Genomic DNA, 13,524 nt, shown 5'->3' with positions numbered 1-13,524 from the left:
GGCTCCCTCTCAACTCAGTGGTTCGCGACACTAGACGTGTTTTCTTCGCTGTGAAGCGCAAACGGGGCAGATTTTTCATCTACCCCGCTGCGATTGCACAAATCTTGTCTCGAGTGGCGGGTCTCAGGCAAAGCCTTCGCCGACACCAAAGTCACGGCGAGCCGAAACAATCGTCACGATGACGCCTGCGAGCACATCCAGCAGCGTCATGCTGGTGATAATGAAGAAGGTCGATGTCGCGAAATTCGGCAGAAGAAGGAACTCGACCAGGCAAACGATGAAAAGGATCATCGAGACAGCATGGTTAAGGATCGAAGAGGTCCCCGTGCTCGTCGATTTCACGATTTCGACAAAAAGAAGCGTGATCGCCACGAAGACAAGCATTTCGCCATTGGTGACCGCCCAGTTCACACCGGAGATCATGGGAAAGGTCACAAGTGAGCCCGACAAAAGCTCAATCAGAGGCGATACATTGCCGCCGGAATCGAACTGTACCGTGCTGCCTGTATAGGTCAGCGCGATGATATTGTAGATCGCCACAGGAATGATCAGGAGCGGGATAAAGCTGAATAGCGCACGCATCTGGAAGTCCCTTTTGTCTGCTGCCGCCGTCTTGTCGCGGCCTCGAACGACCCATGCCTAATGCGGCAGATGCGGGCTGTTAAGCGGAATCTCGGATGAGGCGAACCCGGCCTGTTGGCTCAGATCTCGTCTGCGCCGTCCGGGTTGCGCCGCCGCCTGATGAGCCAGGTCACGCCGCGCAGGTCCGAGAGGGCCGCCCAGAGACGCCCGAAATTGGTATAATTGGACGTCCCGGAGCCGCGCTCGCGGTGATTAACGTCCATATATTCAACCTCATAGCCCTCTGCCTGTACCAGCGCTGGCATATAGCGGTGCATGTGATCGAAATAGGGAAGCGAAAGATAGGCATCCCGCTTGATCACCTTGATGCCGCAGCCGCTATCGTCGCAATCGTCGCGCAACAGGCGCCGACGGATTGAGTTGGCGAACTTCGAGCCGAAGCGCTTCCAGGCGGTGTCCTTGCGGCTGCCGCGGCGGCCCATCACCATGGCCAGCTTCTCGGGGGCATCTGCGCGGGTCAGCGTGCGATAGAGATCCGGCAGATCGGCCGGGTCGTTCTGTCCGTCGCCATCGAGCGTGCCGACGATACGCCCCCGCGCCGCCCGTATGCCGGACCGGATTGCGCGGCTCTGGCCGGCATTCCTGCGATGGCTGAGGACGCGAAGTGTGGGGTAATCAGCCTTCAGGCCAGCAAGCACGGCGCGTGTGTCGTCGCCTGATGCATCGTCGACCATGATCATCTCATAGGCGCGCCCATCCAGCGCCGCCGCGATCTCACTGATGAGGCCTGCGGCGTTGCCGGATTCATTATGCATCGGAACGACGACTGAAAATTCGAGCGTTTCAGGCATGGCCCCTCGCCTTTTGCTGGAAACAATAGCCGCTTTCCTTAAGGCGTTCGGCGCATTTGCGAAACCATGGATGCGGGTAGCCACTGCGAGAGCCCGTGCCATGGCAAAGGCTTTGCGGTAGGAGGCGTCACATGACCGACCCGTCCGCCCTTCCGATTGAGGCCCTGCTCCGCGACATCTGCGCCGTGGTCAGGGACCGCAAGCGCCTCGTTCTGGCGGCGCCGCCGGGCGCGGGCAAGACAACGCGGGTACCGCTCGCGCTCGCCGGCCTGATCGACGGGTTCGACGCCCTGCCCGGCAAGGTGCTGGTGCTGGAACCGCGCAGGCTGGCCGCGCGCATGGCCGCCGACCGGATGGCATCGACCATCGGGGAGAAAACGGGTGGGCGCATTGGCCTTTCGACCCGGATCGAGCGCAAGGTTTCCAAACAGACTGTCGTCGAAGTGATGACGGATGGGCTGTTCACACGCCGCCTTCTGGCTGATCCGACGCTTGAAGGCGTCTCGGCGGTCATCTTTGACGAGATCCATGAGCGCAGCCTGAACGCCGACCTTGGCCTTGCGCTGGCACTTGAAGCCCAATCGGTCTTTCGAGACGACCTTCACCTGATTGCCATGTCTGCGACACTCGACACAGAGAAGATCGCCGCATCGCTCAATGCCCCGGTGATCGAGAGTGAGGGGCGCCAATACCCGGTTGAAACCAGGTATCTTGGCCGCACGCGCGACCGGATCGAGGATCAGATGACCGCCGCCATCGGCAAGGCGGTCAGGGCCGAGACGGGCTCCCTGCTCTGCTTCCTACCGGGGGCAGGCGAAATCAGGCGGACGGCAGAGCGGCTGACAGGCCTGCCAGACAATGTCAGTGTGCATCCCCTGTTCGGCGCGCTGTCGCCCGGTGAGCAGGACGAGGCGATCCGCCCTGCCCGCGATGGCCACCGAAAGATCGTGCTGGCAACCGATATCGCAGAAAGCGCGCTGACGATTGATGGCGTTCACATCGTTGTTGATTCCGGCCTGGCGCGCGTGCCGGAGTTTGAACCGGCGAGCGGGACGCAGGTGCTGCGTACGACCAGGGCAGCAAAGGCGAATGTGGACCAGCGGCGCGGGCGCGCAGGCCGCCTTGGACCCGGCGTCTGCTACAGGCTGTGGGACGAGGAAGAGACGCGCGGGTTGATCGCCGCGCCGGTCCCGGAAATCCTGAACGCTGATCTTTCCGGTCTGCTGCTGTCGCTGGCTGAGTGGGGCGAAGATGATCCTTACCGGCTGGCCTGGCTGGACGCGCCGCCACGCGGGAGGCTTGAAGCGGCCCGTGAAGCTCTCGCGGCGTATGGCGCGCTGGACGAGGCGGGGAAACTCACACCGCGCGGCAAGGAGATGGCGGCCCTGCCGCTCGACCCGAAATATGCAAGTCTGGTCGCGAGCGCGGCAAGCGATGGCGAACGCGCGCTGGCCGCAGAGATTGCCGCGCTGGCGAGCGAGGCTGGCATGGGTGGCCGCTCTGCCAGCCTCAGTGACCGGCTAAGCGGGTTCAAGCGCGACAATGGCCCACGGGCAAAGGCGCTAAAACGCCAGGCGGAGCGCTGGAGCAATGGGGGCCGGCCTTCGGGTGACCCGGCGCTTCTGCTGGCGAAGGCCTGGCCGGGCCAGATCGCGCGGCGCCGGGATGGGTCCGATACGAGCTATCTGCTCGCCAATGGCCGCGCCGGAGACCTGCCCGGCGATGCAGGGCTTGGCAATTCGCAGTGGATTGTCGTCGCGGACATGATCGGCGCGGCAGGCCGGGCGCGTATCACACTGGCCGCCCCGCTTGCCGAAACAGATGTCCTGAAACTCCTCCCGCCCGCGACCGAGGAGTGGGCGAGCTTTGATCCCGAAACACGCAGCTTTCGAGGGCGGCGGGTGAAGGCCATCGGCCAGATCGTGCTGTCTGAAACACCGACCCCGAAACCATCAGGCGAGGCCGCAAGAAGCGCATTCATCGACTTCGTCCATGAGAACGGGTTCGACGCCGCCGGAATTGGTGAACCCGTGGCTGTGTTCCTGGCCCGGCTAAAGCTGATCGCTCGTGCTTTCGAGGATTGGCCCGATCTGGATGATGAGAGCCTTCGCCTGTCTGTGGGCGATTGGCTTGCGCCTGCGCTCAGTGGCGGCGCTTTCCAGTTTCCCTCAGACGGCGCGGTGCTGAACGCGCTGAAGCAGTCGCTTGGCTGGCCAAAGGCGCAGGAGATCGACACGCTGACGCCCGCGGTGGTGCCGCTGCCCTCCGGCCGCAATGCGCCGGTCGACTATTTGAGCGACAACGCGCCCCTGGTCGAAGCAAAGGCGCAGGAGCTGTTTGGTATGACGCGCCAGCCCGCCATTGCCGATGGACGGGTGCCGGTGACGCTGCAGCTCATCTCACCTGCAGGGCGGCCGATTGCGGTGACGAAAGACCTTCCGGGCTTCTGGGCGGGCGGCTACCGCGACATGGCGAAGGATATGCGCGCGCAATACCCCAAGCATGACTGGCCGGATGATCCAGCGAGCGCAAAACCGCATGTCGGGATGACAAAGAAGCGGTTAGGATCGCAGAATTGACGGGAAGTGAAACGCCCTCATCCTGAGCGAAGTCGAAGGACGAGGGCGATGCGCGATATTTCCCGCCTCGTGGTTCGACTTCGCTCACCATGAGGCTGTGTTTGTTAGTGAGGGCGGCGCTCATCACCCCAGTCCATGCCCATCGTCTTCTTCATCCAGTCGGAGAAGGTGGCCGGCTTTTCGAGGTTCTTTGGGTCCAGCGTGCCGAAGGCGACGACAGGACCATCGGCCGTCTCAAGGCGGACGCCTGAAAGCTGCTGGTTCGGATTGCCCCAATTGCCATAGCTGGTCGACGGATCGAGAAGCAGCATGACCTTGGTGCCCCCACTGCCATCGAGCGCCTTCCCGAAGACGAGACCATAGCATTTTTCACGGGCGAACCCGCCAGAATGCGCCTGGCGCTTGCCGTTGAGCAGGACCTCATCCCAGAGCAGGTTGCGCCGCCATTGCAGCACGTGCATTTCGCCGTCATCGGAGACAATCTTGATATCGACCTGATGCAGGCCAACGCGGACCAGTTCTGCACGCATGGGAGGTGTCCTTCTTCTTATTATCGACTTTCGATAATAACAGCGCGCCCCGCCCGGTCAAGCAGGAAATTGGCCGGGTCCTCTGGTGTGGGGCCCGGCCGGTACGACTAGAACGCTTTCTGCCAGCCAAGCGTCAGCGTGTAGTCGGTCTCCAGCTGCGGGCCGTTGAGGTCGCGGTAGAGCGGGACGCCGAACTCCAGGGCGAGGCGGTGCCCTTTGCGCCAGTCGGTTGACCCGGCGAGGTTCACCCCGAACAGCGCCTCGACCGTTTCGCCGCCGTGATTGTCAGGATCAGCGGTCTGGACCGGAGCCATGATGGCTGGGTCGATCCCATCGACGGCGCCCTTGGTGCTGGCTTTAAGGCGACCCGAAATCGACAGCCATGGCTTGGGCTCGAAGGCCAGCCAGCCGGTGGCCTCGAACACATCGCCGAGCGAATAGCCTTCGTCATTGTCGCCGAGACGGATGACGGCCGAAGCCTGCGCCCCATAGCTCCACTGACCGGTCCGGCTGCGGGCGGTCAGCGCCGGTTTCAGGTCAAACGTGCCGGAGCCGAGCTGCATCGGATAGGGCAAACGCATCTGGGGGCGCATATTCATCGGCGTCAGGACGCGATCGCTCTCTGTGATCGAGCCTGTCGGGACAGACAGCATGAGGGTCGCGTTTACCTGCCGGTGCGGCTGGCTGCCATCATCAAGACCGACAATCGCGCCTAGACTGGCATCGCCCCAGCCAGAGACTTCGGTGGTGAAATTGCCCAGCACATTGGTGCCCATGCCGCCCTGGTAGGTGCGGTGATCCATCTGCTTGGTGTGATAGTTTACCATACCCATCAGCGTGATGCGGTCGGTCAGACCATACATGGCGCCGGCCATATGCATCTTCATCGGCATGTCGAGCGGAACGACGCGCAGGGTCGGCGGCATCATCGGCGCGCCGGCGAACCGGTTGGGCACGGTTGTGGCGATGGTGTCCGGGTCGATGCTGTTGGTGCCATCGCGGTTTCCGGCCATGTCCATGTACATGTAGCGATAGGAGAGCATCCACTCGCCTTTGTTATGGCGATGATCAGCCATGACGCCAATCGGGGCGTGGTCGCTGGCATAGGTGACATTTCCGCCATCGCCTTCATGGGCATGAGCTACGGGGACGAGTGCGGCATTAAGCGCTGCCACGGCGCAGAGTGTCTTCAGTTTCATCTGATGTCTCACGTGATTGAACGGGCCGCGCATGAAGGGCGGCCGGGAAGTCGTTTTCTGTTCAGATCAGGCGAGAGTGGGCGGGCCTTGCGGCGGGGCACCGGGCCAGAGCGGTGAGCGTGGATGAATATGGTATGGGGCCTGGACGAATGCGCGGGGACGCACCTCAATCAGGCGAACCGGTATGGACGGGGCCGAGACGGGGAGCGCCAGCGGGAGGAGACAGTCACCGCAGCAGGTGACGCCAGAGGTGTCCTCCGGCTCTCCGCCAAGTGAGATTTCGATCGTGCGGCTGAGCCCGTCACCGCAGATCGGGATGGCGATCGTCTCGCCCGCCGCCATCTGCAGATGCGCCTGCGCCCCGTTCGCGGCATAGGCAAAGAGGCCAAGCAGGGCCAGAAAATGAAAGAGCCGCCTCATGATGAGACGGCTCCTAAGTCATTTTGGCGGCACGAGAAATGCGGCCGATTGGCAGTATTGCCTACCGTCCCGCAAGACGCAGAAAGCGGTCGCGCATGTCCTTGTCCGTCTTGAAGACGCCCGTGAACTGGGTCGTGATCGTCGAGACGTTCGGATGGTGAACGCCGCGTGTCGTCATGCACTGGTGGACCGCATCGATAAGAACGGCCGTACCTGCTGGCGCGAGGCTGTCTGTGATGGCGTCGCAGATCTGCGCGGTCATGGTTTCCTGCGTCTGCAGGCGTTTGGCGAAAATCTCGACAACGCGCGCGATCTTGGAGATGCCGACAACCGCCTGGGTCGGCATGTAAGCGACATAGGCCGTGCCCAGGAAAGGCGCCATGTGGTGCTCACAATGGCTCTCAACATCGATCTCACGCAGCATGACCATATCGTCATACCCCTGCACATCATCAAAGGTACGCGAGAGGTATTTGACCGGGTCTTCCTCGTAGCCCTGGAACCACTCCTTATAGGCGTTCACGACGCGCTTGGGCGTGTCGAGCAGCCCCTCACGGCGCGGATCGTCGCCTGCCCAGGCAAGCAGCGTGCGCACAGCCTCTTCGGCTTCCTGCTGCGTAGGCCGTTTCACAGGATCCATCTGACCCCGGTTTTCGTCTTTCGTAATGGCGTCCATGGCCACATCATCCTATTTCTGAGGGACGGGGGTCGAGCCAGATGTTCTGTGGGTGCGCCCTATGCACCCCAATACCGGACTTAACGCCCGCCCAGATTTTTCCCTCAGGGCGTTTGCGAGGATATAACGGCTAGACGCCATTATTTCCAGCGGCGTCCTGAGTTGCCTTTGCGGAACTACATGGTCTGTACGCGATCCATACCGCACTGGATTGGTCTGACTGTACGAGACATCAGAGTTTTTGATCGTCGCGCTGGGACCGGCGCTCAGCTTCGCAGAAGGCATGGGCTGCGGAAGGCAGAAAACAGACTGAGTTGTTGCGTCGATTGATATAGAAGGTATCGAGCGCAGGCAGCCCGTTTCGATCTATTTACTTTCCTGACAGTAGAAAACACTCATGACCATCAAACTCTACAATACGCTCGGCCGAAAGAAGCAGGTCTTCGAACCGCAGGATGCGAGCCGCGTGACGCTCTATGTGTGTGGACCGACGGTCTACAATTATTCGCATATCGGTAATGCGCGCCCGCAGGTCGTCTTCGATATCCTGTTCCGGCTGCTTCGGCGCACCTATGGTGAGGCGTCTGTCGTCTATGCGCGCAACATCACCGATGTCGAAGACAAGATCATCGCCCGCTCGATCGAGGAAGGCACCCCGATTTCGGACATTACCCAGAAATATGGGGCGATCTACAATGCCGACATGGTCGCGCTGAATGTCCTGCCCCCGACCATTGAGCCTTGGGCGACCAGACACATTGACGGGATGGTCCGCCTGACCGAGCAGCTGGTCAGCAAAGGTTATGCCTACAAATCGGCGTCCGGCGTCTTTTTCGACGTCAGCCAGATGGAAGACTACGGCAAGCTCTCTGGTCGCAATATCGAGGACAATGAGGCTGGCGCTCGCGTTGCGGTGTCTGACGAAAAGCGCAACCCGGCAGACTTTGCGCTCTGGAAACTCGCCAAGGACGGCGAGCCAGAGGAGGCGATCTGGGACAGCCCCTGGGGGCCCGGCCGACCAGGCTGGCATATTGAATGCTCTGCGATGATTGCAGCGCATCTTGGCAAGACAATCGACATTCATGCGGGCGGCATCGATCTCCAGTTTCCTCATCATGAGAACGAAATTGCCCAGTCCGAATGCGCCCATGGCGAGCCCATGGCGCGCTACTGGCTGCACAATGGTTTTCTCGACATGGACGGCGAGAAGATGTCGAAATCGCTCGGAAATGTGAAGCTGATCCACGACCTGCTGGAGGACTGGCCGGGCGAAGTGCTGCGCTTTGCGCTGCTGTCTGGCCACTATCGGGCCCCACTCGACTGGACACGCGATCTGCTGGAACAGGCAAAGACAACACTTGGCCGCATCTACGGCGCCCTGCGCCGCGTCTGGGACGCCGAAGGCGGGACCGCCACGGACAGGAGCATCGACAAGGCGCTTAGCGACGACCTCAATACGCCCGTCGCGCTGGCGGAGCTGTCGCGTCTCGCCACCGAAGCCAATCAGGCTGCCGATGCCAGCGACACCGCGATGATGGCCAAGGCACGCGCCGAACTTCTCGCCGCAGGTGAGAGGCTGGGCCTCCTGACCCTGACCCCGGCAGAATGGGAACAAGGCGGCAGCGAGGATGACAAGTCCCGTATCGATGCCCTGGTGCAAGCGCGTATCGATGCTCGCGCCAGCAAGGACTGGGCAGAAGCCGACCGCATTCGCGATCAGCTAGCCGCAGAAGGCATTGAGGTCATGGACGGCGCAGGTGGGTCCACCTGGCGCCGGGTTTAGGTAGGGTGGCGGCCATGACGGGATTTGCTCTGCCGATCCTGCCAGTTCTGTTGGCAAGTGCTCTCATCGCCGCCTCCTGTTCGTCAACCGAAGCGGCGCCCCATGCCGGCGTCACGGGGGCAGCACCCGAGGCGGCGACCGTCTACCTCGTCCGCCACGCCGAGAAACAGGGCGGGGACGATCCCGCCCTGACCGAAGCTGGTGTCGTCCGCGCCGAGGCCCTCGCCGACCGGCTCGACAATGCGGGTATCGAGGCCGTCTGGTCGACGGACTATCACCGCACGATGCAAACAGCAGAACCCCTCGCGGATCGGCTCGATCTCGATGTGCAGGTTTACGATCCGAGCGACCTCGCCGGTTTTGCAGACCAGCTAGAGGCAGAAGGCGAAACGGCGCTCGTCGTCGGCCACTCGAATACGACGCCGCAGCTCGCAGGCCTTCTCCGCGGCGATCCGGGACCGGACATCGTCGAGGCAAGCGAGTATGACCGTCTCTACGTCATTAACGGACTGGGAACCGGACGCCCCCGAAGCGAGATCCAGCGATACGGTGTGGCGTCGAGCACAGATCTGTCTGCCAACTAAGGTCGCTGCAGAATGCAACGAGGTCATGGACGGTGCCGGCTCGCCGCCCTGGCGCCGCCCGTGACCCCTACCGTTCTATTCTTCTGTGGCTTCAAGCTCGGAGATGATCAGCGTCGCATCCTGGAGCGAGCCGCTATCATAGGTCCCAACCCAGATGTCATAAAGACCGTCCCGGCCCGGATCGAAGCGGATGGATGGGTTATCGCCAGGACCGCTGTCATCGTCGCAGATCCAGTCGCCATTTGGCGTGTTGATCACCAGCGTGGTGTCATAATACGAGCGGACCGTGATGATAAGCGGCAAAGAACCGGAGCCGCTATCGTACAAAAGGTCATAATCAGGCGCATCTGCGACCGTGCCGGCGCAGCCAGCGCCCAATGTATCGGCGACATCAATGCTGCCGCCCGCGCGCAGATCAACTTCGTGCGGATCAGGCTGGAAGCCTGCGCTAAGGCTGATCGTGCCATAGGTTGGCTCTTTGGAATAATCCTGCGCGGACGCCGTGCCCGCGAATATAATGCCCGACGCCATCAAGGCTGCGATCGTTACGTTTCTCATAGTGTCCCCCACTTCATGAATTGCAGAAGTTAGTCCGTAGCACTCAAACGGTCATAAGCAAGTCAGCCGTATCGGAATACTTCAAATACCTGTGGGATGAAATCTGCCTGAACGACCTCAGGCTTTTTTCGACCCGGTGGGATCGTTTGCCTGTGTCCAGGCGCTACACTAAGCAACCGGCGTAGAGATCACGTCAGTATCGGGTACCCAGTATGAGCCAGGTCAACAATTTATGCTCGCTCATGAGGTCGCTGAAAGACCGCACGGAGGGCGAGACCGTGACGATCGCGGACCTCCTCAATGCTGTTGGCAGGCGGTCCTACGGCCCGGTGCTGCTCCTGCTCGGGTTCATTTCGATCAGCCCGCTCTCCATCGTGCCTGGCGCAAACTGGCTCGTTGCGCTCGTCACGCTGATTTTTGCGCTGCAGATCGTCATCGGCCTGAAATTTCCATGGCTGCCAAGGCGCGCCCTGAATGTGAGCTTCCCGCGCAAATACCTTATCAACGGTCTCAATACGCTGGAAAAGCACGCCTATACGGTCGATCAGGTTCTCAAACCGCGGCTGACCTTCCTGACGCAAGTGCCCTTCATCAATATTGTCGCATTGGTCTGTGTGGCGGCAGCGTTGATTACGTTTCCGCTGGGCCTGGTTCCCTTCGGCCCCTTCCTGCCCGGGCTGACGGTGCTTCTTTTCGGGCTTGCCCTGACCGCAAGAGATGGCGTGCTTCTCCTGATCGCCGCCGCCAGCCTTGCAGGGGCCGGGCTGCTGCTCATCCGCATCTTGCCAAGGGTGATGAATTTTCTCGGCATTTAGGAACGGGCCGCACCGGGCCGACTTGATCTTCAGCGCTATCGGGGCGATCTAGGGCCTATGAGCGCAGAGCTTTATCATAATCGCGTGCTGGAACTGGCCGCCAATATCCCGCATGTCGGGACGCTCGACGGGGCCGATGCATCCGTTGAGAAAGTCTCGCGCGTCTGCGGCTCTGTGGTCCGGGTTGATATCCGCCTCAGCGAAGATGGTGAGACGGTCGACGCGATCGCTGTCGATCCGAAAGCCTGCGCACTTGGGCAAGCCGCGACATCTGTGCTGGCCGAGAATATTGTGGGCGCGCGCGTTGAAGACGTTGTTGCCGCGCGAGACGCGTTGAAAGCGATGCTGAAAGACGGCGCGGAACCGCCGACTGGCCCCTTCGCAGAGCTGCGCCACCTTGCCGGTGTTGCAGACTATCCGCCGCGTCACACCTCCACCATGCTTGCTTTCGATGCCGCTTGCGAGGCGATCGAAACCGCACGAACTAAGCGGGCTGCGGCGGCCTGAACGCGACCGCCGTAGCCGACAGCTCGCCTTTCATGCAAGAACTCGCAGTCTTAGCGGGTTGAGGGCTGACCCCCACGCGTCTAGAACCGCTTTCAACGAAGCATCAAACGGGCCTTGAAGCCTCATGTCCGCAATTCGCAGGAAGACCGCAAATGCGGTCCTCAGAACGTACAAGATGACGCTGTCTCCCGCCTTTCAGGTGTTTGGAGCGCAGTGCCGCCATGTGCCAAGCTGCAGCGAGTATTGCGCTGAATGCGTCTCCCGCCACGGCGTCTGGACCGGCGGCTGGATGACGCTGGCCCGGTTGTCGCGGTGCCGCCCCGGTGGCTCACGCGGCTATGACCCCGTTCCCGAGAAAGCAGATCCAACACCTGTCTGGGCGCCCTGGCGCGCCGGAGACTGGGCCAGAACAGAGCGGCCCTTCCCGGATGCGCAGCCTGAGACGAACTGAAAAGTAAAACAGATGATCAATGTAACACTGCCTGATGGATCGAAACGCGAATATGAGGACGGGGCAAGCCCGTTCGATGTCGCTGAATCCATTTCGAAAAGCCTCGCCAAAGCGGCCCTCGCCGCCAAGGTCAACGGTGAGCTATACGACCTGAACCGGCCAATCGATGGCGACGCAGAGGTGTCCATCGTGACGGCGCGTGACGCCGAGGGTCTTGAGCTTATCCGCCACGATGCGGCGCACGTCCTCGCCCAGGCTGTCCAGGAGCTCTATCCGGACACGCAGGTCACAATCGGTCCGGTGATCGATGATGGCTTCTATTATGACTTTGCGCGCGAGACGCCCTTCTCGACGGAGGATTTCGAGCGCATCGAGAAGAAGATGGAAGAGATCGTCGACAAGGACTACCCGATCGTGCGGGAAGTCTGGTCGAAGGAAGACGCCATCGAGACGTTCAAAAAGCTCGGCGAAGACTATAAAGCCCAGATCATCGACGACATTATTCCGCCCGGCGACCCGATCACGGTCTACAAGCAGGGCGACTGGTTCGACCTTTGCCGTGGCCCGCACCTGCCTTCGACGGGCAAGCTGCCCAAGGCGTTCAAGCTGATGAAGCTGGCCGGTGCCTATTGGCGCGGCGACAGCAAGAACGAGATGCTGCAACGCATGTACGGCACGGCCTGGGCCAATGAGAAAGACCTCAAGGCCCATCTGGTTCGTCTCGAAGAAGCAGAGAAACGCGACCACCGGAAACTCGGCCGGGAGCTGGACCTTTTTCACCTTCAGCCAGAGGCGCAAGGCTCTGTCTTCTGGCACCCGAAGGGCTTCATGATCTGGCGTCAGCTGGAAGCTTATATTCGCCGCCAGCAGGATGCCGACGGCTATCTGGAAGTGAAGACGCCGCAGCTGCTCAATTCGGTTTTCTGGCAGCAGTCGGGCCACTGGGACAAGTTCCGCGAGAACATGTTCGTCGTTCCTGACGAAGTGCCATCGACTGACGATGAGGGGCCTGTCCTCTCTGGTGAAGGTGAGCTCATGGCGCTGAAGCCCATGAACTGCCCCGCGCACGTCCAGATCTTCAAGAACGCTCAGCGCTCCTATCGCGACCTGCCGATCCGCATGGCGGAGTTTGGCTGTTGCCACCGTAACGAGGCGCATGGCGCGCTTCATGGTCTCATGCGCGTGCGCCAGATGACGCAGGATGATGCGCACATCTTCTGCCGCGAAGACCAGATCGGCGATGAGACGCTCCGCTTCCTGAAATTGTTCGAGCGCGTCTACAGCGATTTCGGCCTGACAGAGATCTCCTACAAGCTGGCCACGCGCCCGGAGGTCAGGGGCGGGACAGACGAGAACTGGGACCGCGCCGAGAAGGCACTGGCCGATGCACTGACAAAGGCGGGCCTCGATTTCGTCTATGCCGAGGGCGAAGGCGCTTTTTATGGGCCGAAGCTCGAATTCCACCTCACCGATGCGATCGGACGGACGTGGCAGTGCGGGACATTCCAGCTCGACTATGTGCTGCCTGACCGTCTTGATGCCGAGTATACAGGCTCTGATGGTGCCAAACACCGCCCCGTCATGCTTCACCGCGCCGTCTATGGAACGTTCGAGCGTTTCATGGGCATCCTGATCGAGAACTATTCGGGCGCTTTCCCGATGTGGCTTGCGCCAACGCAGGTTGTCGTGGCGTCGATCACGTCCGAGGCGAATGAGTATGCCGAAAAGGCTGCAGAACAGCTTCGCAAGGCCGGTCTTCGGGTCGAAGTCGACCTGCGCAATGAGAAGATCAACTACAAGGTTCGCGAACACTCGCTGCAGAAAGTGCCGGTGATCGCGGTCGTTGGTCAGAGAGAAGCAGATGAGGGCACGCTGGCGCTTCGGCGCTTTGGGTCTAAAGGTCAGACCATTCTCAGCCTTGAGGAAACGGCATCGACGCTGGCTGATGAGGCCACCCCGCCGGACTTGAAACGATCGGGAGCATACTGA

At 61.2% G+C, this 13,524-nt stretch carries 14 protein-coding genes; 7 read left to right on the top strand and 7 right to left on the bottom strand.

Annotated elements, in window-relative coordinates:
- Window positions 1-123: 123 nt before the first annotated feature.
- Entirely contained in the window at window positions 124-582 is a 459-nt protein-coding gene (locus tag F550_RS0113225; protein WP_018149050.1) for a hypothetical protein, read from the bottom strand.
- A gap of 119 nt (window positions 583-701) precedes the next feature.
- Complete coding sequence (locus F550_RS0113220) at window positions 702-1,433, bottom strand: glycosyltransferase family 2 protein (RefSeq protein ID WP_018149049.1); 732 nt, start codon at window positions 1,431-1,433, stop codon at window positions 702-704.
- A gap of 131 nt (window positions 1,434-1,564) precedes the next feature.
- Here F550_RS0113220 and hrpB point away from each other — a divergent pair, with 131 nt between their 5' ends.
- Complete coding sequence (gene hrpB / locus F550_RS0113215; protein ID WP_018149048.1) at window positions 1,565-4,012, top strand: ATP-dependent helicase HrpB; 2,448 nt, start codon at window positions 1,565-1,567, stop codon at window positions 4,010-4,012.
- Window positions 4,013-4,116: 104 nt separating this feature from the next.
- On the opposite strand, the gene F550_RS0113210 is transcribed toward hrpB, so the two are convergent.
- From F550_RS0113210 to folE, 4 genes are all read right to left on the bottom strand, one after another.
- Window positions 4,117-4,542, bottom strand: coding sequence for a hypothetical protein (locus F550_RS0113210; RefSeq protein ID WP_018149047.1), 426 nt, complete (start codon window positions 4,540-4,542; stop codon window positions 4,117-4,119).
- A 107-nt stretch (window positions 4,543-4,649) separates the two neighbouring features.
- The gene (locus F550_RS0113205; RefSeq protein WP_018149046.1) at window positions 4,650-5,741 is read right to left on the bottom strand and encodes a hypothetical protein; all 1,092 of its coding nucleotides are present in this window, start codon (window positions 5,739-5,741) and stop codon (window positions 4,650-4,652) included.
- Window positions 5,742-5,807: 66 nt separating this feature from the next.
- Entirely contained in the window at window positions 5,808-6,161 is a 354-nt protein-coding gene (locus F550_RS0113200) for a hypothetical protein (protein WP_018149045.1), read from the bottom strand.
- 61 nt (window positions 6,162-6,222) lie between these two features.
- Window positions 6,223-6,837, bottom strand: coding sequence for a GTP cyclohydrolase I FolE (folE, locus tag F550_RS0113195; RefSeq protein ID WP_018149044.1), 615 nt, complete (start codon window positions 6,835-6,837; stop codon window positions 6,223-6,225).
- Between the two features lie 397 nt (window positions 6,838-7,234).
- Here folE and cysS point away from each other — a divergent pair, with 397 nt between their 5' ends.
- On the top strand, window positions 7,235-8,620 hold the full coding sequence (gene cysS / locus F550_RS0113190; protein ID WP_018149043.1) for a cysteine--tRNA ligase: 1,386 nt from the start codon (window positions 7,235-7,237) through the stop codon (window positions 8,618-8,620).
- Window positions 8,621-8,634: 14 nt separating this feature from the next.
- Complete coding sequence (locus F550_RS18985; protein ID WP_018149042.1) at window positions 8,635-9,204, top strand: phosphoglycerate mutase family protein; 570 nt, start codon at window positions 8,635-8,637, stop codon at window positions 9,202-9,204.
- Window positions 9,205-9,279: 75 nt separating this feature from the next.
- Here the strand turns inward: F550_RS18985 and F550_RS0113180 are convergent, their stop codons facing one another.
- The gene (locus tag F550_RS0113180; RefSeq protein WP_026180770.1) at window positions 9,280-9,762 is read right to left on the bottom strand and encodes a hypothetical protein; all 483 of its coding nucleotides are present in this window, start codon (window positions 9,760-9,762) and stop codon (window positions 9,280-9,282) included.
- Window positions 9,763-10,004: 242 nt separating this feature from the next.
- On the opposite strand from F550_RS0113180, the gene F550_RS0113175 reads away from it, so the two are divergent.
- The 4 genes from F550_RS0113175 (at window position 10,005) to thrS (ending at window position 13,524) form a co-directional block, all read left to right on the top strand.
- On the top strand, window positions 10,005-10,577 hold the full coding sequence (locus tag F550_RS0113175) for an exopolysaccharide biosynthesis protein (RefSeq protein WP_233349031.1): 573 nt from the start codon (window positions 10,005-10,007) through the stop codon (window positions 10,575-10,577).
- A 57-nt stretch (window positions 10,578-10,634) separates the two neighbouring features.
- Window positions 10,635-11,084, top strand: a complete 450-nt coding sequence (locus F550_RS0113170; RefSeq protein WP_018149039.1) for an iron-sulfur cluster assembly scaffold protein — start codon at window positions 10,635-10,637, stop codon at window positions 11,082-11,084.
- 124 nt (window positions 11,085-11,208) lie between these two features.
- Complete coding sequence (yidD, locus tag F550_RS0113165; protein WP_018149038.1) at window positions 11,209-11,535, top strand: membrane protein insertion efficiency factor YidD; 327 nt, start codon at window positions 11,209-11,211, stop codon at window positions 11,533-11,535.
- A 12-nt stretch (window positions 11,536-11,547) separates the two neighbouring features.
- Window positions 11,548-13,524 carry a threonine--tRNA ligase gene (thrS, locus tag F550_RS0113160; RefSeq protein WP_018149037.1) on the top strand — a complete coding sequence of 659 codons (1,977 nt, stop codon included), beginning with the start codon at window positions 11,548-11,550 and terminating at the stop codon, window positions 13,522-13,524.

Origin of the sequence: Henriciella marina DSM 19595 (assembly GCF_000376805.1) — a bacterium.
Lineage (GTDB): Bacteria > Pseudomonadota > Alphaproteobacteria > Caulobacterales > Hyphomonadaceae > Henriciella > Henriciella marina.
The sequence above is the reverse complement of the archived record's forward strand: the minus strand, read 5'-3'. Positions and strand labels throughout refer to the sequence as shown.